Origin of the sequence: Bradyrhizobium sp. McL0615 (assembly GCF_049993905.1) — a bacterium.
Classification (GTDB): Bacteria; Pseudomonadota; Alphaproteobacteria; order Rhizobiales; family Xanthobacteraceae; genus Bradyrhizobium.
Window position 1 is genome coordinate 6,116,051 of sequence record NZ_CP188254.1, and the last position, 24,435, is coordinate 6,140,485.

25 protein-coding genes are annotated in these 24,435 nt (G+C 64.0%); 7 read left to right on the plus strand and 18 right to left on the minus strand.

Going from position 1 to position 24,435, the window contains the following annotated elements; all coding sequences use genetic code 11:
- Positions 1-35 precede the first annotated feature (35 nt).
- A complete protein-coding gene (locus ACPPVP_RS29510) occupies positions 36-581 on the plus strand; it encodes a response regulator (RefSeq protein WP_426526936.1) in 546 nt (181 codons plus the stop codon).
- Between the two features lie 21 nt (positions 582-602).
- A complete protein-coding gene (locus ACPPVP_RS29515; RefSeq protein ID WP_426526938.1) occupies positions 603-1,181 on the plus strand; it encodes an Hpt domain-containing protein in 579 nt (192 codons plus the stop codon).
- A gap of 296 nt (positions 1,182-1,477) precedes the next feature.
- Here ACPPVP_RS29515 and ACPPVP_RS29520 read toward each other — a convergent pair whose 3' ends face one another.
- From ACPPVP_RS29520 to folE, 12 genes are all read right to left on the minus strand, one after another.
- Complete coding sequence (locus tag ACPPVP_RS29520; RefSeq protein WP_426526940.1) at positions 1,478-2,653, minus strand: DUF2336 domain-containing protein; 1,176 nt, start codon at positions 2,651-2,653, stop codon at positions 1,478-1,480.
- Positions 2,654-2,768: 115 nt separating this feature from the next.
- Positions 2,769-4,352, minus strand: coding sequence for an amidase (locus tag ACPPVP_RS29525; protein WP_426526942.1), 1,584 nt, complete (start codon positions 4,350-4,352; stop codon positions 2,769-2,771).
- Between the two features lie 71 nt (positions 4,353-4,423).
- Positions 4,424-5,278, minus strand: coding sequence for a helix-turn-helix domain-containing protein (locus tag ACPPVP_RS29530; RefSeq protein ID WP_426526944.1), 855 nt, complete (start codon positions 5,276-5,278; stop codon positions 4,424-4,426).
- Between the two features lie 119 nt (positions 5,279-5,397).
- Positions 5,398-6,414, minus strand: coding sequence for a transglycosylase SLT domain-containing protein (locus ACPPVP_RS29535; protein WP_426526946.1), 1,017 nt, complete (start codon positions 6,412-6,414; stop codon positions 5,398-5,400).
- Between the two features lie 133 nt (positions 6,415-6,547).
- Positions 6,548-7,339 (minus strand): c-type cytochrome, encoded by a 792-nt coding sequence (locus ACPPVP_RS29540; protein WP_426526948.1) that lies wholly within the window; start codon positions 7,337-7,339, stop codon positions 6,548-6,550.
- Positions 7,336-8,961 carry a b(o/a)3-type cytochrome-c oxidase subunit 1 gene (locus tag ACPPVP_RS29545; RefSeq protein ID WP_426526950.1) on the minus strand — a complete coding sequence of 542 codons (1,626 nt, stop codon included), beginning with the start codon at positions 8,959-8,961 and terminating at the stop codon, positions 7,336-7,338. The genes ACPPVP_RS29540 and ACPPVP_RS29545 overlap by 4 nt, the downstream gene beginning before the upstream one ends.
- Positions 8,951-9,514, minus strand: coding sequence for a cytochrome C oxidase subunit II (locus ACPPVP_RS29550; protein WP_426526952.1), 564 nt, complete (start codon positions 9,512-9,514; stop codon positions 8,951-8,953). Before ACPPVP_RS29550 ends, ACPPVP_RS29545 begins: the two co-directional genes overlap by 11 nt.
- A 36-nt stretch (positions 9,515-9,550) precedes the next feature.
- On the minus strand, positions 9,551-9,727 hold the full coding sequence (locus tag ACPPVP_RS29555; protein WP_426526954.1) for a hypothetical protein: 177 nt from the start codon (positions 9,725-9,727) through the stop codon (positions 9,551-9,553).
- A gap of 8 nt (positions 9,728-9,735) precedes the next feature.
- A complete protein-coding gene (locus tag ACPPVP_RS29560) occupies positions 9,736-10,983 on the minus strand; it encodes a c-type cytochrome (RefSeq protein ID WP_426526956.1) in 1,248 nt (415 codons plus the stop codon).
- Between the two features lie 16 nt (positions 10,984-10,999).
- Positions 11,000-11,611 (minus strand): c-type cytochrome, encoded by a 612-nt coding sequence (locus ACPPVP_RS29565; RefSeq protein ID WP_426538124.1) that lies wholly within the window; start codon positions 11,609-11,611, stop codon positions 11,000-11,002.
- 208 nt (positions 11,612-11,819) lie between these two features.
- Positions 11,820-12,248, minus strand: coding sequence for a phosphoribosyl-AMP cyclohydrolase (gene hisI, locus ACPPVP_RS29570; protein WP_426526958.1), 429 nt, complete (start codon positions 12,246-12,248; stop codon positions 11,820-11,822).
- Between the two features lie 30 nt (positions 12,249-12,278).
- Positions 12,279-12,989 (minus strand): GTP cyclohydrolase I FolE, encoded by a 711-nt coding sequence (folE, locus tag ACPPVP_RS29575; protein ID WP_426526960.1) that lies wholly within the window; start codon positions 12,987-12,989, stop codon positions 12,279-12,281.
- Between the two features lie 232 nt (positions 12,990-13,221).
- Between folE and ACPPVP_RS29580 the strand changes: the two genes are divergently transcribed.
- Positions 13,222-13,671: an iron-sulfur cluster assembly scaffold protein gene (locus ACPPVP_RS29580; RefSeq protein ID WP_426526962.1), complete on the plus strand. Its 450-nt coding sequence runs from the start codon at positions 13,222-13,224 to the stop codon at positions 13,669-13,671.
- Between the two features lie 142 nt (positions 13,672-13,813).
- Here the strand turns inward: ACPPVP_RS29580 and ACPPVP_RS29585 are convergent, their stop codons facing one another.
- Complete coding sequence (locus tag ACPPVP_RS29585; protein WP_426526964.1) at positions 13,814-14,734, minus strand: hypothetical protein; 921 nt, start codon at positions 14,732-14,734, stop codon at positions 13,814-13,816.
- A 236-nt stretch (positions 14,735-14,970) separates the two neighbouring features.
- Between ACPPVP_RS29585 and yidD the strand changes: the two genes are divergently transcribed.
- Entirely contained in the window at positions 14,971-15,324 is a 354-nt protein-coding gene (yidD, locus tag ACPPVP_RS29590; RefSeq protein ID WP_426526965.1) for a membrane protein insertion efficiency factor YidD, read from the plus strand.
- Between the two features lie 78 nt (positions 15,325-15,402).
- Positions 15,403-15,570: a hypothetical protein gene (locus ACPPVP_RS29595; protein ID WP_426526967.1), complete on the plus strand. Its 168-nt coding sequence runs from the start codon at positions 15,403-15,405 to the stop codon at positions 15,568-15,570.
- Between the two features lie 10 nt (positions 15,571-15,580).
- On the opposite strand, the gene ACPPVP_RS29600 is transcribed toward ACPPVP_RS29595, so the two are convergent.
- Together ACPPVP_RS29600 and ACPPVP_RS29605 are read right to left on the minus strand one after the other, a co-directional pair.
- On the minus strand, positions 15,581-16,792 hold the full coding sequence (locus ACPPVP_RS29600; RefSeq protein ID WP_426538126.1) for a hypothetical protein: 1,212 nt from the start codon (positions 16,790-16,792) through the stop codon (positions 15,581-15,583).
- 2 nt (positions 16,793-16,794) lie between these two features.
- On the minus strand, positions 16,795-18,168 hold the full coding sequence (locus tag ACPPVP_RS29605) for an APC family permease (protein WP_426526969.1): 1,374 nt from the start codon (positions 18,166-18,168) through the stop codon (positions 16,795-16,797).
- 299 nt (positions 18,169-18,467) lie between these two features.
- Here ACPPVP_RS29605 and ACPPVP_RS29610 point away from each other — a divergent pair, with 299 nt between their 5' ends.
- Positions 18,468-19,808 (plus strand): alpha/beta hydrolase, encoded by a 1,341-nt coding sequence (locus ACPPVP_RS29610; RefSeq protein WP_426526971.1) that lies wholly within the window; start codon positions 18,468-18,470, stop codon positions 19,806-19,808.
- A gap of 6 nt (positions 19,809-19,814) precedes the next feature.
- On the opposite strand, the gene ACPPVP_RS29615 is transcribed toward ACPPVP_RS29610, so the two are convergent.
- Both ACPPVP_RS29615 and mddA read right to left on the minus strand, forming a co-directional pair.
- A complete protein-coding gene (locus tag ACPPVP_RS29615; RefSeq protein ID WP_426526973.1) occupies positions 19,815-20,801 on the minus strand; it encodes an NADPH:quinone oxidoreductase family protein in 987 nt (328 codons plus the stop codon).
- A 1-nt stretch (position 20,802) separates the two neighbouring features.
- Entirely contained in the window at positions 20,803-21,567 is a 765-nt protein-coding gene (gene mddA, locus ACPPVP_RS29620; RefSeq protein WP_426526975.1) for a methanethiol S-methyltransferase, read from the minus strand.
- 134 nt (positions 21,568-21,701) lie between these two features.
- Here mddA and ACPPVP_RS29625 point away from each other — a divergent pair, with 134 nt between their 5' ends.
- Positions 21,702-23,261 carry an alpha/beta fold hydrolase gene (locus ACPPVP_RS29625; RefSeq protein WP_426526977.1) on the plus strand — a complete coding sequence of 520 codons (1,560 nt, stop codon included), beginning with the start codon at positions 21,702-21,704 and terminating at the stop codon, positions 23,259-23,261.
- Between the two features lie 27 nt (positions 23,262-23,288).
- On the opposite strand, the gene ACPPVP_RS29630 is transcribed toward ACPPVP_RS29625, so the two are convergent.
- Positions 23,289-24,416 (minus strand): MFS transporter, encoded by a 1,128-nt coding sequence (locus ACPPVP_RS29630; protein ID WP_426538128.1) that lies wholly within the window; start codon positions 24,414-24,416, stop codon positions 23,289-23,291.
- Positions 24,417-24,435: the final 19 nt, after the last annotated feature.

Sequence of the window (24,435 nt, forward strand, 5' to 3'; positions counted from 1 at the left end):
CACCAGTATACTGTTTTGCTGGGCCAGGCCGGACCATGTATCGCATCGACTTCAACAAGCTGCGATTTCTGATTTGCGACGACAATCCGCACATGCGCCGCATCCTGCGGACGCTGCTGCATTCGTTCGGCGCGCGCGAGGCCTATGAGGCCGAGGACGGCGCGACCGCGCTGGAAATGTACAGCCACTACGTGCCCGACATCGTCATCACCGACTGGTCGATGCCGATCTTCGACGGTCTCGAACTGGCGCAGATGATCCGGCAGCCGGAATCGAAGGGTAACCCCTACGCGCCGATCATCATGCTGACCGGCCATTCGGAGAAACGCCGCGTCACCGTCGCACGCGATGCCGGCGTCACCGAGTTTCTGGCCAAGCCGATCTCGGCCAAGGGACTCTACCAGCGCATTCTCAACGTCGTCGCCAACCCGCGCCCCTTCATCAAGACCAAGACCTATTTCGGCCCCGATCGCCGCCGCAATACCACCAACGCCTATATCGGCCCCGAGCGCCGCATCGGCGGCGAAGTGGAAGTCATGCAGCAGCCGTCGCTGCTCGACAAAGCGCGCACGGCCGTCTAGCGCCGGCCCGGAGAGACCATCATGGCGAAACAGAAGCCCGGGACGATACAGGTCAAGTCGTTCGGCGATCACCACGTGATCACGCAGCCCAATCCGCTGCGCAAGGTATTGCTGCGCGTTCCCGAATCCGACCTCGACGATCCGGTCGGGCGCGCGGAAAAGGCGCTTGCGGGCCTGTCCGGCGAATTCAAGAACTGGATGACGATCGAGGCCGACCGGCTCTCGGCGGCGCATGCGGCCGTTCTGCGCAACGGCTTCACCACCGACAACCGCGAAGAGCTGTTTCGCGCCGCCCATGACATCAAGGGCGACGCCGCCACGTTCGGCTTCCCGTCCGCAGGCGCCGCCGCCGAAAGCCTCTGCCGCATCATTGAACACGCGCCCGACCTCGATCTGGTCCCGGCGGAGCTGATCACCCACCACATCAACGCCATTCAGGCGATCGTGCGCGAACGCACCAAGCTCGACACCGCAACGATGGCGAGCAAGCTGAGCAACCAGTTGCGCGGGGTCGCGGACGAATTCCTGGTCAAGGTCAACCGCGACCGCCCCGATCATCTCGAAGCGATCCTGGCGCCGAGCATCGTTCCGGCGGAGTAGGACGCGTCTCTCAACGCGTCGTCCCTGCGAACGCAGGGACCCATACGCCGCGGCTTCTCGATCAAAATGCGCCGGTCGATGATTTTCCCGTAACCACGAACGGCTGTGGTTATGGGTCCCTGCGTTCGCAGGGACGACACCGAATGTGTCGTCGCAGTATCGGCCTGGCTTCGTAGGGTGGGCAAAGGCGCATTGCGCCGTGCCCACCATTCTTGCTCAACATGAAGATGGTGGGCACGCTTCCGCCTACGCTCTACGAGCTACGGCGGACAAGTCGCTTTGCCCACCCTACGAATTTACGCCGCGATCAGATCGCGCATGGGCGGAACGTACGCTTCGTCTGCGACCAGTTCCTCGCAGAATACGCGGGCTTCCTCGCGCGCGGATTCGGTTGCGAAGCGCCGCAGCAGGATCAAGAGCGGCTCGGCGGATTTGCCGTCCGTTTCGCAATGGGTCAGAACGCGCTCGACCATGCGGCGGCGCAGTCTCTCCGCCCCGCCGGTCGTGTCGACATAGCCGGTCTCGCGGCTGGCCTCGAGTGCGACGCGGAACGCCGCGAAGGTCGATTCCGGAAGGCCGGCGCGCACCAGCAGCGCTTGCAGGCTGGCGCCGCCGCGGTCGTGCAGCAGCGCCGTTACGCGGGCCAGCGGCAGGTCGGCCAGTTGCGCCAGCGCGGCCTCGAACAGTTCAAGATTGCCCGACAACAGCGCGCGCAGGATCAGGCCCGCATTCAGCTGCCCGGTCGCGCGCAGATGCTGGACCAGGCCCTGCATGTCCTCGCCGCGCGAGCGCGCCGCGATGTTGATCGTCGAGCGTTCGCGGGACTCGTCCGCCAGCCGCCCCGCCCTTTCGGGGCTCAGCCAGTTGCGGGCTGCGGCAAACTGCGCCAGCGTATTGGAAAGTTTCGCGACCAGCGCCGCGCGGGTGGCGGCCGGCAAACCGTCCAGTACCAGCATCGCTTCCCTGATGGCCGCGAGATGGCCATGCCGCTCGACAATGCGGTCCCAGGAAAATGGAGCAAGCTCGGCGTAGGCATTTTCGATCAATTCGAGCGCCGACGCCGCCGAACCTACTTCGGCAATCGCGGCGGAAACCGACGACGGCAGATTGACGCGGCGGGCAATCGAACATTGCATGTCGCTGGTGCCGGTCGCGACGATATCGACGAGGTCGGCGTCGATCAGAAGCGGCGAATATTCGAGCACCGGCAGCGCGATCGACGGCTGGTCGGCCGCAAGGGCCCGCACGATCGTGGCTGGCGCGTCAGGGCTTCGTGCGAATACTTCCGACATCGATTGCCGGACCAGCGGCGACGGATCGTCGAGCAGCATCAGCAGCGCGCCTTCGGCGGCGATGCGATCGTCCTCGCTGAGATCTGAAATCAACCAGGCCCGCGCCAACGCCCGCGTCGCCTCTGCCCGCTCGCCTGCCGGAGCGGTACGAATCCAACTGATGAACTGCCGAACGATCATGGTCCTGGCTACGCAACCTGTGACGACACCGTGACGCGGTGCCACTATTAGAAAAAATAAACCATGACGCTTAACAAAGGGTTCACCATAACCGGCTGGTTTGATTGACGTTTTGTTAAGGAAGCGAGGGCGGAGGCGAAAACCCGCCAAACTCGCGCTCCATCAGGCCGGCAAATGCAATGGTCGTCCGGTCTTCCAGGAGCGGACCGATGATCTGCACGCCGATGGGAAGGCCGGCACGCGAACGGCCGATCGGCATCACCGTTGCGGGCAATCCGGGCGGCGTTGCCACCGTCGCCCACACGATCTGGGACAGATATGGATGCGCCGCGCCGTCGATGTCGAGGCGGCGCTCTTCCATGTCATCGAGGTGATCATGAGGGAACGCGACCACCGCGTGAGGTGGGCAGAGTACGACGTCGAATTGCTTGAACAGCATGCTCCATTGCTGACGCAATTGCGCGCGGGCGATTTCACCCGCCATCCATTCGTGGTGCGTCAGAAGCGGCGCCCGCAATCGCCATGCCTTGAGACTGTCATCGTCGCGCGCCAGCGCCGCGGCACCTTCACGCATCTTCTGAAAGTACTCGGGCGGCCGGCCGAAGTTCATAACGTTGCGCACGAGCTTGGTGTGCAGCCGTGCCGACTCGGCAAGATCGGGAAGCAACGCACTCGATCGGGCCACTGTTGCACCCGCTGCAGTGAGACGGCCCGCAAGTTGATCCAACGCGGCGCGAATGTCTGATGCAACCGGCAGCAACGGGTGGCTGTCGATGACGAGCACGCGATGGCTGCGCAAATCCGCATGGCGCGCCGGTGGTAGCGACAGCCGATAGGCTCCAGCCTGATTTTCATCGGGCCCTGCCAGTATGTCGAGCGCCAGTACAAGGTCTGCCGCGGTTCTCGCCATCGGCCCGCAGACGCCGAGCCCGCTGGTGAGATCGGTCTGCAGCGGCAACGAACGCGGCGGTGCGTGGCCGCATTGCGGCACCAGGTCCGCCGTCGGCTTATGGCCAAAGACACCGCAGAAATGCGCTGGAACCCGGATCGAGCCGCTGATATCCGAGCCCAGCTCCAGAGCCACGTAGCCCGCGGCCAGTGCGGCGGCCGACCCGCCGGAAGAGCCGCCAGGGGTTCGCGCCAGATCCCAGGGGTTATTGGTCGTATTGTAGATGGCGTTGTAGCTCTGCCAATCGGCGATGCCGATCGCAAGATTGGTCTTGCCGAGAACGACCGCGCCCGCGGCTTTCAGACGAGCGACCGCGACCGCGTCTTCCGCAGCGCGCCAGTCGCGCCCCATGGGCAGTCCCCACGTCGTCGGCAGGCCGCCAATGTTGAAGGACTCCTTGACGCTCACGGGAATGCCAAGCAACGGCTTGCGCTCGCCTTGCGCCATCGCCCGGTCCGCAGCGGCGGCCGAGGCGAGAGCCCGCTCAAAGTCGCGCACAACCACCGCATTGATGCGTGCATCCTGCGCCTCGATCCGCTTGATCGCCTGATCCAGCAGTTCAACCGCGGATATCTGGCGGCCGTCGAGCATGCCGCGCAGCTCACTGGCGCTGCGATACGCAAGGCTGTTATTCCCGGCGGAAGCTGTATTGCTTTGTGCGACAGCAGAACTCTTTCCGGAAGCCGCCATCACGGTAGCGGAAGCGCCGACCGTCACCAGAAACGAACGCCTGTTGATGAGGTTTTTCATGGAAATACCGCCCTGTGCTTTCATGCAAAGGACGATAGAGCTAGCCTGTCAGCCGGGATTGTATATTTCGGTCATTGCCCGTCCGGAGACTTCCAGCCGCCGCTGTTGGCAGCCAGATCGCGGCCGGGAACGATAATGTTATTCCAGTCGCCGATGAAATGACTTGGCGGGACGCCAGCCAGCGCGCGGCACTCCCGGATGAAATGCGCCTGATCGAAATAGCCGGCCTGGTGGAGAATGTCGGTCCAGAGCCGCTGCGGCTCGGCAAGATGGGCGACCAGCGCCGCGTCGAAACGGATCGTTCGCGCGTAGTGCTTGGGCGACAGGCCCACTTCGGTCCTAAAACGACGCTGGAATTGACGGGCGCTGAGCCCTGCCAGCGCGGCAAGCCGTTCAATCCGCGCGCGCCCTCCGGTCTTCAACAGCACGCGCGAGGCGTGATCGATCCCGTCCCGCGCCGTGCTTCCTTCCAGCATCGTGCCAAACCAGCGTTGGGCGGCAGCGACACGCGATGGAAAATCGGTGGCCGAACGGACGGTGTCGCTCAGCCATTTGGCGCGGTAACCGAGGACGTCAGACGCGCGAATGCCTTCGTTGATGAGGCAGCTCATGTCCACCCCGACCAGCCGGTTGAGACCAGCAGGCTGAAGCAGGATGTTGAACAAATGGATTTCACCCGAGGCATGGAGTTGGATGCGGCGAGAGCCCTGCGGCCCGACCACCGCCGTTTCCGGCGAGGTTTGCGGGGGACCACCGTCGATCCTTACCTGAAATGGCTCCTTCAGAACGATGTCGATGATCTGGTAGGGGCGCGGTGGAAGCGGCCAGGACAAGCCGGGAGAACGCAAAAATCCGCGGCGCTCACCAAACGAGCGAACAATGCCGCGAAGTGCTGGATGTGGCAGGACTCGCTTCTGAACTTCCACGGCGGGCCTCCAACAAGAGAGCCACGAACATCGTTTGCCGGCCATCTTCTCCGGCGGCACTGCAATAGATCCATAGCACGGCTTGGCCGCGAGTGCATCGCTCGGAGAAACGAAGTTGCTTAGCTGCTGAACGTGCCGTCGCGGTCGCTGAAAAGATCCAGCCGGCCGGGTGCGCGAACCTCGGGCTTATGTTCGGACAAGACGGTGCTCGCCGAGGTCAGCGACGAATTGCTGCCCCACAATTCCTGCACCGCCGGCGAAATCGGCTGCGTGCGTTCGCCGGCCTGGAACAGCGAGCGGAAGATCGGCTCGGATGCGACCGAGGCGGTTTGCGACGTCGCCGCCACCGGCATCACGCTGCGCCGATCCGGAAAGCTCGAGAGGTAGGCGGCGTTGTCGATCGCTGTCGCCGGTGCAGCGTTGCTCGCGACCGTGACGCGCCTCGGCAGATCGCCGCCGGCAGCCGCCATCGCGGTGCGTGTCACCGGCGAGTTGGCGGCAGCCGCATAGCGGGTGTTCAGCACCGAATAGACTTGCGAGACGCTGCGCGCGCTCCCCGAGCGGTCGTAGAAGATCGGCTGGTTAGCCGCTGCCGCGTTCGGAAACATACTCGCCGCGGACGCGTTCGGATTGTCCTCGGCGTTCTGGATCAGCTTGCCGGCGCCGCCGACGCCCATGAAATGCGCCATATAGAGTTCGGCGTCGGTCGGGCGGCGGCCGATCTTGCCGGTCAGTTTGAAACTGTTCGATTGCGTCAGCACCGCCGCCATCGACGAGGCGGCTTCCGGATCGTCGCGCAGTTTCATGATCGCCGCGCGTGCGTCGGGGTCGCTGACCGAATAGCCGCCGGACGGATCCTTGGCGATGGCATCGGCATATTTGCCGTAGCCGAGATGGGCGCCCGCTTCCTTCACGGTGCCGAGCCAGGTCTGGTCGATGAACTGAAACAGCCCGCGCGCCGACGAGGTGCTGGCTGCGGCCTTCGGGTTGAAGTTGGATTCCATCTTCGCGGTGGCGAGCAGATATTCGAAGCTAGCGCCGGTGGTCGAGGCGGCCTGCTTGATTGAGCCCGCGATTCGCGCGCGCGCGGGATCGACACCTGCCGCAGCCGTGGCGTTTGTTGTGTCGACCGACATTGTGTCTGGTGCCCCGCTCCTCGCGAAACGAACGCGCGGCCTCTCAAGGCCCTGGCAATCAGCGCCTATACGCAGTCGAGACTGACGCAATTATGGTTAATGGCGCGTTAAAGGAATGGCCGGCGCCGCCCGCTCACGGCTGGGCTTCGTAATAGCGGGCGACCTGGTCGATCTCTTCCGCCGTCATCTGGCGGGCGATGTTGCGCATCTGCTGGCTGATGTCGTTGCGGCGGGTGCCGGCCGCAAACGCCTGCAGTTGCGCCTTGATGTAGACGGCCGACTGGCCGCCAAGCCAGGGACTGCCGGCCTTGTTGTCGATGTCGCCATGGCAGGAACCGCAGGGTGCGATGTTGCGCATCGGCGCACCTGTCGTGACGATCGGCGGCGCGGCAATCGCCGGATCGAGCTTGTTCGAGGGCACGCGCGGCAGATAGGCATAATAGGCCGCGATATCCAGCATGTCCTGGTTGCTGAGATTGGCAGCGAACGGACTCATGACCACATTGACCCGCGCGCCGGTCTTGAAATCGTTCAGTTCCTTCCAGGTGACGGCTGCAAACTGCCCGGCCAGATTCGGCGAATTGGCGTCGCTGACGCCCTGCGGCCCGTGGCAGATCGCGCAGCGCTGCGCCAGTGTGGCGCCCCGGCCGATCGAGACCTGATCGTGCCGCGTCAGCATCTCTGATGTCATTACCACATTCGAGGTCTTGAAGTCGGGCTGGATGGAATCGGCCTGCGAGGAAGCGCGCGGCACGCCGGCGGCGCTGCAGATGGCATCCCAGATGCCGCTCAGTTTCAGGTCGGGCTGCGCCAGCGGCAGCCAGATCAACCCGGCCAACGCGGCCAGCACCGCGATGACTGCCGTCACACCGACGCTGGCGTTGAACCAGGGATTGCGAACCGAGAACAGCGGCTGCTCGCTCATCGGCTCGCTCCGACATAGACCGCGGGCACGTTGGTTTCCTTCAGCACCATCAACTGCGCGATCGGATAGCCGTAATTGACGACGGTGAGACCGATCATCAGCGCAAGCCACAGCCCAAAGCTGTTCAGCGCGGCCGGAATCCGGGCCGGCATGTGCAAGGGCACCGCAAACCGGTAAGCCCCCGCCTCGCTGCTCGCGGCCCGCTGGCCGCGAACCAGCACGGTGAGAAACAGAACGCCCGAGACCAGCAGAGTGAAGCCGCCGATCGCCGACATCGACACCGAAAACGCCTGCGGCGAGATCGCCGGATTGGCATAGTCGTAGAACGCCATGCGGCGCGGCATGCCGAGAATGCCGACATAGTGCCACGGGAACGTGGTGACGATCATGCCGATGAACCACAGCCAGAGCTGGGTTCGCATCAGGCCAAAGCTTTCCAGCGCGCGGCCGGTGAGATGCGGCCACAGATCATAGGCGATCGCGAAATACATGATCACGATGGCGCCGCCGAAGATCAGGTGGAAGTGGCCGGTGATCCATTGCGTGTTGTGGATGCTGGCATCGAGCTGATAGCTCATGTTGATCAGCCCGCCGGCGCCGCCGAAGCCGAGCATGACCAGCGACAATGCGGTCGCCAGCATGATCGGATTCTGCCAGGGCAGCGCGCGGACCCATCCGAACGCGCCATGGCCACCGCGCAACCGGCTGGCGATCTCTGCCGATGCACAGATCGTAAACACCGTCAGCAGTGTCGGCAGCGCCACCAGCCCGGTGAACACCGAATGCATGAACTTGAAGCCGGCGCCGACCTGCGGGTCGGCAAACAGATGATGCACGCCGATCGGCATCGCCACCACGACGAACAGGATGAAGGCAATCCGCGCCATGGCATCGCTGTAGAGCCGGCCGCCGATCGCGCGCGGGAAGATGACGTAATAGGCGATGTAGGTCGGGATTAGCCAGAAATAGACGATCGCGTGCAGCGTCCAGGAGAAGAACACCCGCGCCAGCCCGGCATCGATGGTCGACCGCAGGCCGAGCGCCACCGGCAGTATCTGGAAAATAATTTCGAGTGCGGCGCCGACCGCCGTCCAGCCCCAGAGATAGGCGCCCGCGACATTGGCGAACATCGCCAGCGGGACCGGCTGATCAGGATTCTCGCGCTTCCAGATCGCCATATTGATCGACATCAGCGCGACCCAGATCCATGAGCCGACCACCACCATCACGACGCCGATGTAATAGAAGGGATTGCCGACCATCGGCGGATAGAACGTGTAGAGCACCGAGGCCAAGCCCAGCGAGACCGGGATCATCGCCACCACGGCGCCGACCGCGACCAGGAAGAAACCGGCCCAGGCCCAGCGGCGGCCGACCAGCGGTTTTTCCAGCGCCGCTTCCGTGATCGCATAGCCAAACCCCATCGCGATCAGGGTCGGGAATACATAGCCCATCGCCGAGCCATGCGCGGTGACCGAGCGATAATAGAATTCCGGATTGAAGTGCCAGACATTGAGCGGGCTGCGGACGAACATCTGCCAGGCGCCAAGCACCAGCGCCGCGCCGAACACGATGAAGGCGAGCCAGAAATGGGAGAGGATGAGGCGCTTGTTAATCAACACAGGTCAACCTCCGCCGCCCGGCCACAAGCTTGGTAAAGGCGGCCTTGTCCACCACCTTCACCTTGCCCCACATGCCCTGATGCCCGATGCCGCAGAATTCCTGGCATGGCATCACATGCTCGCCCGGAGCCTTGAAGCGGATCGGCAGGTCTGAGACATAACCCGGCACCAGCATGGTGTTGATGTTGGTGCCCTCGATCAGAAGGCCATGGACCACGTCCGCGCTGGTGGCGCGCAGGGTGATCGGCGTTTCCGCGGGCACGACGATGCATTGCGGCGTGAATGAATATTGCTGCCCGATCGCGCGCACGGTGACCGAACCGTCGGCCTCGAGCGTGCTGCCGAGGTTGCTTTCGACGAACTCGCCGGAAAGATGCAGCGTCCTGGGGTCCGAGGTTTCGACCCGGCCTTGCGGCATGGTCGCCTGATGGATGCCGATGAAGGTCGCCATACCAACCAGCACACCGACGATCGCGATCGACAGGATCGCCCATCGCCGTTCGATTCGGGCTGCGACCGCTTCGCCGACGCCGTGGTCCGTCTCCGTCACCATGCTCAGACGCTCACCATGTTCAAACGCTCGCCATGTTCAAACACTCCTGGGCAGGAATACCAGGAGATAGAACGCAAACCACAATGCGATCACGATCGCGGTCGCGATGCCGGCTACCGCAATGGCGCCGCCTGGACCGGAGCGAACGATGGCGTCGACGCGTTCCTCCTCGGAGCCTAACGTCGGCGATTGCGGCGGGGATGAGTTGATCATGACGCCCCTCAGTTCAGCGTTGCCGCGCGAAGCTCATTGGCCTGTCGCGCCGAGACCGCCGCACCGCGGTTGCCCCAGGACGTGCGAATATAGGTCACGACGGCCGCGACCTCGTCGTCGGACATCCGGTGTGCGAACGGCGGCATGCCGTAAGGCATCGGATTCCCCGCGGTGCCCGGCGGATAGCCGCCGTTGAGCACCATCCGGATCGCGTTGACGGCGGAGACCATCTGGATCGACTGGTTGCCGGCGAGCGGCGGATAATGCGGCGGCATTCCGCGCCCCTCCGTGCCGTGGCAGCTCGCGCATTCGCGGTCGTAGATCTGCTTGCCGAGCGAGAGCAGCAGGCTGTTTTCCGCCGAAGGCAGCGGCGCTGCCGGCTTATCCGGCGACGTGCCCTGCGCGAGGCTCTTCAGATAGATCGCCATCGCGCGGGTATCGTCGTCATTGAGATATTGCAGGCTGTTGTAGACGACTTCCGCCATCGGTCCGTAGACCGCGCCCCGGGCGGAGACGCCCTTGCGCAGATAGTCGGAGATCTCCTCGATGGTCCAGTCGCCGAGGCCAGCTTCCTTGTTCGAGGTCAGCGACGGCGCGTACCAGTTCTGCATCGGGATCAGACCGCCCTCGAAAGCCTGCGATTCCGAACTGCCCCCCAGCGCATTGATCGCGGTGTGGCACATCCCGCAATGGCCGAGGCCTTCGACCAGATAGGCGCCCCGGTTCCAGTCCGCCGATTTGGTCGGGTCCGGCTTGAACACGCCTTCATTGAAGAACAGCGTGCGCCATCCGAGGATCAGCGAGCGGTTGTTGAAGGGGAACTTCAGATCGTGCTCGCGGTTACGCTGCTTCACCGGCGGGATCGAGCGCAAATAGGCATAGATCGCGTTGCTGTCCTCGCGCGTCACCTTGGTATAGGACGCAAACGGCATCGCCGGATAGACCAGCCCGCCGTCGGGGAAACGTCCGTTATGCATCATCTGGAAGAACTGGTCGGACGTCCACATCCCGATGCCGGTTTGCGGATCGGGCGTGATGTTGGAGGTATAGAGCGTGCCGAACGGCGTCTTCATCGGCAGCCCGCCGGCAAAGGTCTTGCCTTCGCGCGCGGTATGACAGGCGATGCAGTCGCCGGCGCGGGCCAGATATTCACCCTTGGCGATCAGGGCCGCATCCTGCGCCGTCGCGGGCGATGCGCCGGCCAACAGCAACGCTGCAAGGAAAGCCGGGAGCAGCGCTTTCAAGGTTCTCGGCATAGGCGCGATCTCCCCTTCAGTTCGGCTGGCTGCCGCAGGCAAACGGCATCGGCAGGCTGCCGCGCTTGGCAAAGGAAGGATCCGTCGGCGCGGGACGCGATGACAGAAAAGCCGCAACAGCCTTGACGTCGTCTTCGGTCAGAAGGCCGGCAACGATCTGCATGCAGTCCGGCACCGCGGCGGTCCGGGTGCCGTAACGCCAACCGCCGAGCTGCGCGCTGATGTAACTGGCGCGCAGGCCGAGCAAACCGGGTATCGCCGGCTCCATGCCGCCGAACGTCGCGCCGTGACAACTGGCGCAGGCCGGAACGCCGCGCTGCGGGTCGCCATTGACGGCAATCGATTCGCCGCGCGCGAGGATCTCTTTGCTGACGGTCGGGACGGCAGGCGCCGGGAACGGCGGCCGCAGCGAGGCAAAATGTTCGGCCATCTGCTTGAGGTAGGGGTCGGGCAGAAAATCCAGCAGATAGTTCATCGGCGGATATTTGCGGCGCCCGTCCCTGAACGCGACCAACTGATTGTAGAGGTAGCCCGCAGGCTTTCCCGCGAGCCGCGGAAAATACACGTCGCTCGTCCCCTCGCCTTCCGCGCCGTGACACGAAGCGCAGGCGAGTACGCGAGCGGCCATGGTGTCAGGCGGTTGCGGGGTGGTCTGCGCCAGCGCAGCACCCAGCGAAAGCAGGACTGAAGCTAGAAAGGAGAGTGCCGAGGAGAATCGATACGCCACCATGATGCCCCTTCTCGACCGCGAGATGGAACTTTTGCACATCGTGCCGGGCGAGGCAACGCAGCTCTCACACCGAGGGCTGCGGCATCGGCGCATGGATGAGTTGAATTTATTTCGAGTAGACTTTTGTCGGATCGAATTGCTTGTCCGCGTCGACGAATGACAACCGTGTGTCACCATCGGCCGCGTCGATCTTGCGGTAGAAGCATGAGTGCCGCCCGGTGTGACAGGCCGCGCCGGTCTGCTCCACCCTGATCCACACCGCGTCCTGATCGCAGTCCAGACGCATCTCGACCACGCGCTGGGTGTGACCCGATGTCTCGCCCTTTCGCCACAACGCATTGCGCGAGCGGCTGAAGTACCAGGCTTCCCCGCTTTCGATCGTCTTGCGTAGCGCCTCGTCGTTCATGTGGGCGACCATCAGCACGTCGCCGGTCGCGGCATCGGTCGCGACGCAGGTCACTAACCCGGACGAATCGAATTTGGGCTGGAAAGCCAGCCCCTCTTCGCGTTCATTGGTCGTTGGAGATGTGGACACGGGAGTCCTCGCTGAGAAAATTCCGCGAGGTTACCGGCTCGGTCCTCGCACCAGGGACAGGAAACGCGCCTGCTCCGCCGGATTGTCGCGGAACATGCCGGTGAACCGGCTGGTGAACGTCATCGCCCCATGCTTGGCGACGCCGCGCACCGACATGCAGGTATGCTCCGCCTCGATCAGCACGGCAACGCCGCGGGGTTTCAAGACCTCGTCGATCGCGGCCGCGATCTGGGCGGTCAGGTGCTCCTGGGTCTGCAGGCGGCGGGCGAAGATATCGGTGAGCCGCGCCAGCTTCGACAATCCCACCACCCGCTCGACCGGCGTATAGGCGATATGCGCCCTGCCGTAGAACGGCATCATGTGGTGCTCGCATTGCGAGGTGAATTCGATATCGCGAATCAGGACGAAATCGTCATAGCCCGCGGTTTCACCGAAGGTCCGGTCCAGCACCTCGGCCGGGCACTGGTGGTAGCCCTGATAGAGTTCGTCGAAGGCTTCGACCACCCGGCGCGGCGTATCCAGCAAGCCTTCGCGGCCGGGGTTCTCGCCGATATAGCTGAGCAGGACGTGCACGGCCTGTTCGGCCTCCCCGCGCGAGGGGCGCGGCAGGTCGGCGCGAACCGCAGCCGCCAGGAACTCGGCCGGATCGAGCTCGGCCGGGCGGGTTTCCGGGGCCACATCCGGCGATTTGACTTCAGAAGCAGCCTTGCCGGGGCGGAGGGATTTGATCAATGCGTCCATGTCTTCTCCGTTCGACCGGTCCAAAAGACCGGAGTGTCACCGGGCAGACGGGGCGGTTTTCCCGCCGGGCGCCTGAGTCCCATCCACAAAACGCCGGCGGCCGAACTGGTTTCCAAGTCCGCCCGCCTTCGGCAAACGGCCGGGCTGTTTTTCCGCCGTTGCTGTCCATATATAGGACGATGAAACCCAGCCGCCAAGGGCGCTCCTACCGCCGCCCGGGACACCTGATCTCATGCTGAATGACATCTACAACAAGCGGATCATCGAGCTAGCGGGCAATATCCCCCGCCTCGGCCGCCTCCCCGACCCCCACGCCAGTGCTACCGCCCACTCCAAACTGTGCGGCTCGACCGTCAAGATCGACCTCAAGATGGACGGGCCCGTGGTCACCGACTTCGCCCATGACGTGAAGGCCTGCGCGCTGGGACAAGCCTCCTCCTCGATCATGGCAAGCCATGTGGTCGGCTCGACGGCTGGCGAGTTACGTGAATTGCGAGAAACCGTGCGCAAGATGTTGAAAGAAAACGGTACTCCTCCGCAAGGCAAGTGGGCCGATATCGCCCTGCTCGAGCCGGTGCGCGACTACAAGGCCCGGCATGCCTCGACCATGCTGACCTTCGACGCCGTGGTCGACGCCATCGGCCAGATCGAAGCCCGGGCCAAGCAGACGGCGTCGGCATAGGGGGCCGAGCCCAGCATACCGTCGTCATACCCCGCGAGGGCGGGGTATCCAGTACGCCGGGAAATTTCGATTTATCACTAACGCAGCGGCGTACTGGATCATCCGCTTTCGCGGATGATGACACCGTCAATGTGGGTAAAGCCTACTTCTGCGGTTGAATCGGCGCGGTGGCGGAGCCACCGGTCGGAACCGCCGCTTCGGCGGTCTTGGTCGACTTGCCCGGCTGCGGTTGCGCGTCGCCCTCGACGGCAGAACTGACGAAGCGATCCTGCTGCGGCTTGGCAGGCTTCGCCTCGGCCATCGGCACGGCCACATTGTCCTGCGGGAACACGTCGGCGACCGCGTCGGTCGTGACCAGATTGGCCAGGCGCAGTTCGCCGCGCGACATCTCGTGCAGATCTTCCCACGGCGGCACGCTGAGTGCGAGCGACAGCAGATCGCCGGTGCCGCCCATGTCGAAGGTGTATTTAGCCAGCCGGCCGATGTCGCGCTCCACGATCATCAGGTCCTGCGCGGTGTAGCTTGCGGCCTTGGCGTCGTCGGCGCGGTCTCCCATCCAGATCTGGTGCACGCGGACATGCGCGACCGGCGGCACGTAACGCGTCTTGCCCGACAGCAGCAGGAACACGCACATGGACTCGCAATAGGCTTCCGGCGTCACGCTCGCGCGTTCGCCTTGCGCGGTCTGCGTGCGCACGGTGGCGCCGACCGTGGTCAGTGCGCCGAGACCGCGGAATTTGCGGCCGAGTGCGATGGAATCGTTGACCGAGCCGCCGCTGGAATCCAGCACGATGGTCGCGCCGGTGAGCTGGCGATCTTTCGCGAATTCCTCGAACTCTTTCGGACTATCTGACGTCACGATGCCGACCGCCGAGACCCAACCCCTGCAATCCGGCTGGCACGCATTCCACTTGAAATGCATCGGCTGCTTGCGTTCTTCGAGGGTGCCGCCGGCGTACGCCGAGTTGCCCAGCGTCGTGATCGCGCCGGGCAATGCGAGACAAAGGGCGGTGGCGCCGAAGAGCGCCCAGCCGCGAAGTTTCAGCGACCTCACAAGCCTCAATTTGGTTCCTTCCCCCAAGCCCCGTCTACAATCAGCAGCAACGGCTCCGGTTTAGCGCAAGTTGATTCTGTTATCGATCCGTATCAAAACGGTAACCGTGCTGACGTGTATCGTCCATAATACCTTGGCTTGGTATGCTGCTTTGCGGTGCGATAATTGCGAACTGTGGCGTAAATATCTGCTCACACTTAGTTCCTGGCTTTGGAACACCCGCAAAACTACGTAAATCGTTTAGCATGGCGCCCGCAGATCATTCATCGTCACCTCGAAAACAGTGCACGGATTGTGCCAACACCGTCCGTCGCCTGCCGCGTAATGCGGGGCGCGCGCTGATCTGGATCTACCGGCATACGCTGTCGCCGCTGGTCGGCTACAACTGCCGGCATCTGCCGACCTGCTCGGTATATGGCGACGAAGCGATCGAGCGCTTCGGCCTGTGGGGCGGCGGGTGGATGACGTTGGCGCGGATCCTGCGCTGCCAGCCCTTCGGTACATCCGGCATCGACAATGTCCCGCTGACCAGGCCTGCGGGTGCGCGATGGTATCTGCCGTGGCGCTATGGGCGGTGGCGCGGCGTCAACGCCTCATGAATGCGCATTGCTGATGTGTGGGAACTCCGGTTCCCCGTCCGCATTGGTTTGGACGCTCCCGCAGGGAGGAAACAAACGATGCGCTGGAAAATCAGCCACCACGGTCACGATAGCAGGCTCAACGACCTGCTCGCGATCCTTGCGCTGCTCATCCTGATTGTCGCGGCGTGGCAATATTTCGGCACGCGCTCCGAACCGTCAAGCAAAGCGGCCTTCATCGTCCCGAGCCAAAGCGTACGCTGGTGACGTCAGTTTTCTAACGCCAGAACGGCCAGAAATCCGGTAGCGGCCGCGACCCTATAAACGCCCGCGGCCTGCGCGGAGGTGGTGGCGCCGGCGGCGCCGCGGCCGATGCTGCGGCGTCGATGGCAGGCGAACCGTCGTCGGCCAGCCTTACCGAGAGCAGCACATTGGTCTCATGCGTGCGCCAGCGATAGCCGATGCCGAAATCGATCGGCTGCGCGCGTCGGAACAGTTCTGCGTAAGACGGCTGATACGTTCCCGGGAATTTGTCGATCGGCCCGAGGTAGCGACCGAACGGGAAGAAGCGCCACTTCTTCGCGCTGTAGTAGGCAAGCGGAATCCCTGAATCGTCTTGGATGATGGTGGCGCTGTTGTTGAGCAGGAAGTTGCGCACGGTGGTGAAGTTGCCGGAATGGAGCAGGTAGGAAGCGCTCTTGATCAGGCTGTTGCCGGGTCCGAGCGTCTCGCAGAACTTCAGGAAGCCGCTCGCCTTGACGCCGGAGTTCGAGAGGTCGGTCGAGAAATAGTACAGCGTCTTTTCCTGACCGTCGCTGCCGGCGAAGATGATGCGCACGCCGCGCACGGCATTCGGCCCGGGATTTTCGCCTGCGAAATACGCCGCGCCCTTGTCGTCCAGCGAGACCAGCCCGACGCTTTTCACCGTCATGCCCGAACGCGCCAGGAACACGTAGAGGACCGGCAAGGTGCCGCTCATCTGGCCCGCCTGCAGATCGGTCTTCATGTCCTTGGTGATGAAGAAGCTGAAGCTCAAGATCGAACCGAGCGAGCGTTCCACATTGTGAAGCGCGGAAGCGACACCGCCCCGCGGCAATTTCGTCAGGTCCGGCACCGAACCGACCGGCTCGAGCGCGCTCAGCACATAGGTCGACGCCTTCGAATAAAATGCATTCGCGTAAAGAAAGTCCGGGCCCGAGAACATGTAGAACATGGTCGGCTTCGGCGCCGCCAGATTGCTATCTGCCCAGGCGCGGATCCGCGACATTTGGCGCTGCTCGAGCTGCCCAAACGCAGTGTCGAAGAATTTGGCGTGGCGTTGCCAGGCCGCCTCCCCGGTCAGCGGCGTCAGTGGCGAATCCGCCGAGGGCATCATGCCGGCCAGAAATTTCGCGGTGTCGTCAACGGATGCCGTCTGGGCACGAACGGGAAGCGCTGCCGCAAACAGCATCACAGTAACAAGCGTCGCCATTCGAACGGAACGCAGCATGTTCATTCACGACCCGACGATGCGGCCAGGGGGACTTGATCTGCCCGCTTGCGGAAGACGGCGTAAATCAGGAGGCCTGAAAACATGATCAGAAGACCCAGCAGCGACTGCAACGGCCGTTCGGTCAAAAGGTAGTACATCATGAACCCGGTCACGAGCAGGAAAACCACCGGGGTTGCCGGGTATCCCCAGGCGCGGTAGGGCCGCGGCAGATCGGGATGCGTGATACGCAGCTTGATCACGCCGAGCACGGCGAAGAACGAGCAGAACAACAGCGCGAACTGGATGAAGTCCAGCACCGCCTCGAAGCTGCGGGTAAACAGCATCAGGCTCGCGACCGTAAGCTGGAACAGGATGGCATAAGCCGGCGCGCCGCCGCTCGACCTGCGGGCGAACGCCCGCAGCACCGGAATGTCCTCGCCCATCGTCATCATGACGCGCGGCCCGATCCACATCATCGCGCTGATCGAGGAGATCAGCCCGAAGCAGATCATCGCGCCGACGATGCGGCCGCCGAATTCGCCGAAGATGTAGCTGCCCGAAATCCGGGCGACGTCGAGCTGGCCTGCGAGCCTGTCGATCGGCGCGGTATGCAGGAACACGGCGTTGAGCGCCACATACAGCACCAGCACGATCAGCGTTCCGATCAGCATCGCCCGCGGCACGTTGCGTTCGGGCAACCTCACCTCGCCGATGATGTAGGTCGCCGCGTTCCATCCCGAGAACGAATACATCACGAACACGAGGCTGATCGCGAACGGCGCGCTGACGATATGGGTGAAGTCGGAGGCTGACGGCGCAAACGACACCGGCTGCGCCGTGCCGATCACGAAGCCGCAGACCAGGAAGGCCACGATCAGTACGACCTTCAGGATGGTCGCGATCAGTTGAAAGGTCGAGGAGTGCCGCACGCCGGTGAGTTGCACCAGCGACACCAGCCAGACCACGCCGATCGCCAGCGCCAGCGGCGGCGCATTGGGAAAGACCGACTTGCCATACTCGCCGAATGCCATGGCGGCCAGCGCCACCGGTGCGGCGAAGCCGACGGTTGCCGACACCCAGCCCGCCACAAAACCGAAGGCCGGGTGATAGGCCCGGCCGAGGAAGTTGTATTCACCGCTCGAGCGCGGAAACATTGCGCCGAGTTCACCGTAGGAAAACACCCCGCACAGCGCGACGACGCCGCCGATCGTCCACAACAGCAGGATCGAAAAGCCGGAGGGGATGTCCTTGACCTGGAAGCCGAGGCTGGTGAAGACGCCGACTCCGACCATGTCGGCGACGACGATGGCAACCGCAACCAGGACCGAAACGGTGGAGCCGCTGCCGGAGCGCGAGCCAGGCCACGCCGGGCTTCCCGTTTCTGATGCCGCCATCTCGGACCTTAACCTTCAGCGCCCGCAGCTAGGAGCTGCATCGTGCAGGCTGACGCCCTCCAATTCAAGCAATGTTAACAATGGTTTAAATTGAGAGACAAAATAGGTTCCATAGTACCTCCAAGCCTCCCGGGGCCACTACCGGATTGCGAAAACATCGTGACGGCCCCCACAATCGCGACACGATTGCGTGGTCTTGTTTGCGCTTCCGGACGTGGGGAGTTTTCCGGACGCTTAACGTTGCCTGAACGCGTGCGAGCTTACGCCGGTTGACGGTGGATCTTGGGGCATTGGGGTGGATGGACGGAGCAATTCCGAAATTCCTGATAGCTGATCGCGCCAGCCGGGCGAAATCCCCGGTCACGCCGAGCCGCGCGTTGCCGTCCAGATTGCGGCTGCGATGGCATTGGCTGGCGATCGCCGCGCTGTGCGTACCGCTGTCCTTTGTTCTGGTCCACTTCGACAAGACGCCGAACGCCGACATGCTGGCGGCGAACACGGATGGCGCAAAACTCCGGACCGCCAAGTCCAAAGCTTCGGGCGACAGGACTTCGATCGATACGTTCGAGGACCGATTCCCCACGCTGCAGTTCGCCGACCGTTTCCCGGCCGCCCATGAAAGCCTGCCGCAGGTCCAGCGCCAGGTCGCGCTGGCGCCTCAGCCGCTGCGCACGGTCCGTACCGAGCCCGTGCGGGTCGCCTCGCTCGCGTCGACGCTGGCGCTACCCCGCACCGAGCGCGAAGAACTGACCACACTGGTCAGCATGAAGTCCTCGGCCTTCCCGTATTTCGGCACCAATCCGCGCTCCGAAGAACCGTTCCTCAACATCGCCAAGGGCGACCGCAAGGGTCATCGCAGCTACGGCGGCCGGGTCTATTGGCAGGACGAGGCCTACAACGACAACCGCGTGCTGGTGCATGTCCCCGAGACGTTCGACGTCAGGAAGCCGGGCGTGATCGTGGTGTTCTTCCACGGCAACGGCGCGACGCTGGAGCGCGACGTCCGCGACCGCCAATTGGTGCCGCAGCAGATCTCGGATTCCGGCGTCAACGCCGTGCTGCTGGCGCCGCAGCTTGCGGTGAACGCCGCCGATTCCTCGGCCGGCAAGTTCTGGCAGCCGGGCGGCTTCAAGCGCTTCATCGATGAGTCGGCGAGCCACCTCGCCCGCCTCTACGGCGATCCGAAGTCGGCGCAGGCGTTCGCGAACCTGCCGATCGTAATCGTCGGCTATAGCGGCGGCTTCCTGCCGACCGCCTGGAGCCTCGAGGTCGGTGGCATCCCCAACCGGGTCCGCGGCGTGTTCCTGCTCGACGCCGTCTACGGCGAACTCGACAAGTTCGCGTCGTGGATCGAGAAAAACCGCACCGGCTTCTTCGTCTCTTCGTATACCCGCAACACCAAGCGGCACGACCAGGAACTGATGCAGACGCTCCGCGACAGGGGCATCACGGTCACCGAGAGCATGGACGGGGCGCTGCAGCCCGGCAGCGTGGTGTTCGTGCAGACGCCCGACGGCGTCACCCATCGCGATTACGTCACGCAGGCCTGGACCCGGCATCCGGTCAAGGACGTGCTGGTCAGGATGGCGGCGACGCCCGCTTTGACCCGGGTCGCCAGCGCACCTGCAGCGAGCCGGTAAAACCGGTCAGGCGTCTTGCCTGACCTGCAGCACAATCCGCCCCATCGCGCTCCTGTTCGCCACCAGACTCATCGCCTCACCGGCACGCTGAAGCGGAAGCACCCGGTCGACCTGCGGGCGGAGCTTGCCCTCGCCGACCCATGTCATGACCCGCTCCACCGCGCGGGCAGCTTCCTCCGGGCAACGCTCCATCCAGGCGCCGACGAACACGCCGACGACCGAATAGTTCTTGAGCAAAGGCAGATTCATGGCGAGCGATGGAATCTCGCCGCTGGTGAAGCCGACCGGAAGCAGCCGACCGTTCCAGCCCATGAACCTCGCGAGCGTCGCGAACAGCGCGCCGCCGACATTGTCGACGCAGATGTCGAGACCCCTGCCCCCGGCAAGGGACTTCACACGTTCACGCACGTCTTCGCACGAATGGTCGACGACCTCGGCGGCGCCATGCGTGCGGACCATGGCTGCCTTCACTGCACTGCCCACGACGGCAATGACCCGCGCACCCATCAAATGCGCGATCTCGACACAGGCGAGGCCGACGCCGCCGGCGGCCCCCGTCACAAGTACCGTTTCACCGGCCTGCAGCCGCGCCCGCTCAATCAGTGCATACCAGGCCGTAAGATAGGTGTGCATCACCGTCGATCCCACGGTGAAATCAACGTTGGCCGGCAGCATGGCGACGCTGCTCTCTTTGGCGACCATGCGCTCCGCAAATCCACCGAACCAGTTGCCGCAACTGACCCGGTCTCCCGGCCTGAAGCGCGTCACCCGGTCGCCGCAGGCCAGCACGATTCCGGCAGCATCCGTTCCCGGCACATAAGGAAGCGCCGGCCGCATCTGATAGCCGCCGCAACTCATCAAATAGTCCATGTAGCTGACGGACGCGGCATGGACGTCAACGAGAACCTCGTTTGCCGCCGGGCGCGGTTCGTCGACCTCGGTGAACCCAAGGGCTTCGATGCCTTTAAAGGCGTTGCAAAGAATGGCTCGCATCTCAGCCTCCGTGACGCGTTTCTTGCGCGACGGAGCCGCCGCCGAAGAGACGCGGCAAGAGCATCGGAACGCGCCGGCGATACTGCTCGTAGCTCGCGCCGAACGCGGCAACGAGGTCTCGCTCCTCCAGCCGGACACCGACAAGGATATAGGCGGTGCTCATCACGGCGAACAACAGATGTCCCGCCGTCATATGCGGCGTCGCCCAGAACGCGAGCAGCATGCCCAGCATCAGCGGATGACGCACCAACCGGTACAGCAGCGGCGTCTTGAACGCCTGCATGCGACCGGCGGCTCCGCGCAGCGCGTCGACGACCTGGCGCACGCCGAACAGCTCGAAATGATCGATCTGGAATGTCGAAAGCAGTCCGATCAGCCAGCCCATCCAGAAGACCGCCGTCAGCATCGCTGCCGGCCAGCCCTCGACGCGCCAGACGGTCGCGACGATCGGACGCCACTGCCAGAATATCAGGATCAGCAGAGCGCTCGAGATCAGCACATAGGTGCTGCGCTCGCAGGATGCCGGAATGATGCGCGTCCACCAGCGTTTGAAGGCCGGGCGCGCCATGACGCTGTGCTGGATCGCAAACAAGCCGAGCAACATCGCGTTGATCAGAACTGCGTGAGCCGGGGCGCTGTCCTGCCCGACGTCGATCGTCTTTGGGGCAAGGAAATTGCCGAGGAAGGCCGGCGTGTAGGCAAATGAAAGCGAGAAAATAAGGTAGCTCGCGAGACCATAAACGAGGGCGGCGGCTCGACCAATCATGATGGTTCTCCAAAGGGTGACGGTGTATTGCGCCCGGTGCTATCATCGCAGCGTCCCCTCAGCGTCCCCGGGGCGCATGGCGTCCCCGGAACGCCACCGCTTTCCCGGACGCCCCCACTGAAGATTGCATCGCCATGGCTTCGTTCAGCGTCCGGACGCTCGGGTTCCCGGAGATCCGTTGTGATGACCGCCTGTGCCCGTTGGCGTTGCGCAAGGGCCTCGCGCTGCTGGTCTATCTGGCCGAAGCCAAGGGCCCGGTCGGGCGCGACGTGATTGCAACCATGCTGTGGCCGGAAAGCCCGGCGGACGTGGTAAGGGCACGGCTGCGCCGGCTGCTGCATCGTCTACAGCAGGTGCTTGGCGATGTGCTTGCCTCCGACAGATCCACCGTCCGGTTGTCGGCGACGATTGATCTGCAAATCGATTCACGCCTGTTCGAAGAGGCTTGCGACCGCGGCGCGTTCGAGCGCGCCTGCGCTCTCTATCAGGCCGACTTTCTCGACGGCTTCTCGCCCGGCGATTGTCCGCAATTCGACGAGTGGGCGTTCTTCCGCAGAGAGGCCCTGCGCGGCCGCGCGATCCAGGCGCTCGAGCGGGTGGTGCAGGAGAAGCAGGCGGCGGGCGACTACGCATCCGCTGCCGCGCATGCCGGCCGCCTGGTGGCGCTCGATCCGCTCAGCGAAATCTATGCACGCCACCTCATTCGCAACCTGATGCTGGGCGGCGATCGGGCCGCAGCCGAGCGCCAGCTCAAGGCGCTGACGCAGCGTTTGCGCGACGAACTCGACGTGGCGCCCGAAGCCGAGACCAACGCGCTGCTCGAAGCCGATGCCGAGGCGCCGCCGCCGACGCAATATGTCAGCGGCGGCAACGTGCATCTCGCATTCCAGACCTACGGCAAGGGGGACACCGATATCCTGATGCTGCCCGGCTTCGTGTCCCATGTCGAACGCGTCTGGGAGAACGCAGGGTGCCGGGCGTTCCTTTCCTCGCTGGCGGAGATGGGCCGTCTCATTCTGCTCGATCGCCGTGGCGTCGGCCTTTCCGACCGGGTCGGGTTCAGCCCCAGCGCAGAGGCGACCGCACAGGACATCCGCACCGTGCTCGATGCCGTGGGCTCGCGCCGGACCGTGCTGTTCGGCGCATCCGAAGGCGGACCGGCCTGCATCCGCTTCGCGGCCGAACATCCCGACCGCGTCGCGGGGCTGATCCTGTTCGACTCGCTCGCGAAAGGAAGCTCGGCACCTGATTATCCGCATGCGTTGCATGCCGATCAATATGATGCGTGGCTACAGCAGCTCGTGTCGGCCTGGGGCGGGCCTGCGGGAATCGAGACGTTCGCTCCAAGTCTCGCCGGCGACGCCAAAACGAGAGCCTGGTGGGCCGGCCTGCTTCGTGCGGCCTCAAGCCCGGGCGCCATCAAGGGCGTGCTCGAGGCCCTGCGCGATACGGATGTGCGGCATCTTCTCAAGCGGGTTGCCGTTCCGACGCTGGTGCTGCACCGCCGCGGCGACCGCGCCGTCCGCATCGGCGCCGGAAGACATCTTGCCGACCACATCCCGCAGGCCCGTTTCATCGAGCTCGACGGCGCCGATCACTGGGTCTTCGCGGGTGACCGGCAAGCGGTGCTCGACAGCATCAGGCCGTTCATCGGCGATTTCGCGAAGCGACCGGCCGACATTCGCGGCCTGTGATGACATGCCTTTTCGTTGCACGCCTTGTTATTGCACGCTTTGGGCTTTCTTCGGCTTGGTCAGGATTACCGCGATCACCGCCAGTGCGATCAAGGCTGTAGCGACATAGCCCGAGGCGTAGATCAGATCGTGCGCATAGAGGAAACCGCCGATCGCCGAGCCGGCTGCCTGCCCGATGTAGAGCGCCGAGGTGTTGAGCGACACCGATGCGGATGCGAGCGCGGGCGCGGCACCGACCAGCCTGACCTGCTGCATCGAATTGGTCGAGGCAAACCCGATGCCCCAGATCGCGACCGATACGGCCATCAGCGAATAGATGCCGGCGCTGAGCGCCCAGCCCGCGAGTCCAGCCAGCAACACCAACATGAAAAACAAGGATGTCTTCCAGGCGCCCCAGGAATCGACGATGCGGGAGGCGATGAGCGTGCCGATAACGCCGCATGCGCCGTAGCAGGCAAACACCAGGGCAATCGGGTCCGGCCCTGCTCCAGTCAAGCGCGCGAGCAACGGTCCCATATAGGTGAACACCACGAACTGGCCGGACATCTGCAACGTCGTGATCAACAGCAACGACAGGATCATCGGGTTGCGACCAATGGTGGCCCAAGTCGTTAGGTCGACCGGCGCGCCCGTCAACCCGCGCGGCAGCCGCCACACGAGCAGCAGGAAACTCAGGCACCCCATCAAGCCGATGGCGCCATAGACCGCCTGCCAGCCGTAACGGCTGGCGATGAACGCGATCGCCGGCAGGCCCACGGCTGCCGCCAGCGACCAGCCGAGAAAGAGATAGGCGATGGTGCTGCCGCGCTTTTCTGCCGGCACGATCAGTGCACCGGTTCCGGCGGCCTGCGGGGTATAGAGCGCGCCGACCGCCAGCATGACCAGGCGGATGCCGAGCAGGCTTGCGTAATCAGGCGCAACAGCGGAGGCGAAATTGCCGAGTGCCAGCACCGCGAGCGTGGCCGCCAGCAGGGTACGGCGCTCGATCCTGGACGTCAGCCAGGCCGTCAGCGGCGAGCCGACGCACAGCACGACCGCACCGAAGGTGACCAGCAGGCCCGCGGTGCTGATTGAGACATGGAGACCGGACGAGAGTTCGCCCAGCATGCCTGCCGGCGCCAGCACCGAGCAGCCGGTGACGAAATTGCCGAGCATCAGTGCGGTGGGAGCAAGG

Coding starts and splice junctions, on each gene's coding strand:
- ACPPVP_RS29510 (WP_426526936.1), top strand. CDS start 36: ATGTATCGCATCGACTTCAACAAGCTGCGATTTCTGATTTGCGACGAC.
- ACPPVP_RS29515 (WP_426526938.1), top strand. CDS start 603: ATGGCGAAACAGAAGCCCGGGACGATACAGGTCAAGTCGTTCGGCGAT.
- ACPPVP_RS29520 (WP_426526940.1), bottom strand. CDS start 2,653: ATGATCGTTCGGCAGTTCATCAGTTGGATTCGTACCGCTCCGGCAGGC.
- ACPPVP_RS29525 (WP_426526942.1), bottom strand. CDS start 4,352: ATGAAAAACCTCATCAACAGGCGTTCGTTTCTGGTGACGGTCGGCGCT.
- ACPPVP_RS29535 (WP_426526946.1), bottom strand. CDS start 6,414: ATGTCGGTCGACACAACAAACGCCACGGCTGCGGCAGGTGTCGATCCC.
- ACPPVP_RS29540 (WP_426526948.1), bottom strand. CDS start 7,339: ATGAGCGAGCAGCCGCTGTTCTCGGTTCGCAATCCCTGGTTCAACGCC.
- ACPPVP_RS29550 (WP_426526952.1), bottom strand. CDS start 9,514: ATGGTGACGGAGACGGACCACGGCGTCGGCGAAGCGGTCGCAGCCCGA.
- ACPPVP_RS29555 (WP_426526954.1), bottom strand. CDS start 9,727: ATGATCAACTCATCCCCGCCGCAATCGCCGACGTTAGGCTCCGAGGAG.
- ACPPVP_RS29560 (WP_426526956.1), bottom strand. CDS start 10,983: ATGCCGAGAACCTTGAAAGCGCTGCTCCCGGCTTTCCTTGCAGCGTTG.
- ACPPVP_RS29565 (WP_426538124.1), bottom strand. CDS start 11,611: ATGGCCGCTCGCGTACTCGCCTGCGCTTCGTGTCACGGCGCGGAAGGC.
- folE (WP_426526960.1), bottom strand. CDS start 12,989: ATGGACGCATTGATCAAATCCCTCCGCCCCGGCAAGGCTGCTTCTGAA.
- ACPPVP_RS29580 (WP_426526962.1), top strand. CDS start 13,222: ATGCTGAATGACATCTACAACAAGCGGATCATCGAGCTAGCGGGCAAT.
- yidD (WP_426526965.1), top strand. CDS start 14,971: ATGGCGCCCGCAGATCATTCATCGTCACCTCGAAAACAGTGCACGGAT.
- ACPPVP_RS29595 (WP_426526967.1), top strand. CDS start 15,403: ATGCGCTGGAAAATCAGCCACCACGGTCACGATAGCAGGCTCAACGAC.
- ACPPVP_RS29600 (WP_426538126.1), bottom strand. CDS start 16,792: ATGCTGCGTTCCGTTCGAATGGCGACGCTTGTTACTGTGATGCTGTTT.
- ACPPVP_RS29605 (WP_426526969.1), bottom strand. CDS start 18,168: ATGGCGGCATCAGAAACGGGAAGCCCGGCGTGGCCTGGCTCGCGCTCC.
- ACPPVP_RS29610 (WP_426526971.1), top strand. CDS start 18,468: ATGGACGGAGCAATTCCGAAATTCCTGATAGCTGATCGCGCCAGCCGG.
- ACPPVP_RS29615 (WP_426526973.1), bottom strand. CDS start 20,801: ATGCGAGCCATTCTTTGCAACGCCTTTAAAGGCATCGAAGCCCTTGGG.
- mddA (WP_426526975.1), bottom strand. CDS start 21,567: ATGATTGGTCGAGCCGCCGCCCTCGTTTATGGTCTCGCGAGCTACCTT.
- ACPPVP_RS29625 (WP_426526977.1), top strand. CDS start 21,702: ATGGCTTCGTTCAGCGTCCGGACGCTCGGGTTCCCGGAGATCCGTTGT.
- ACPPVP_RS29630 (WP_426538128.1), bottom strand. CDS start 24,416: ATGCTCGGCAATTTCGTCACCGGCTGCTCGGTGCTGGCGCCGGCAGGC.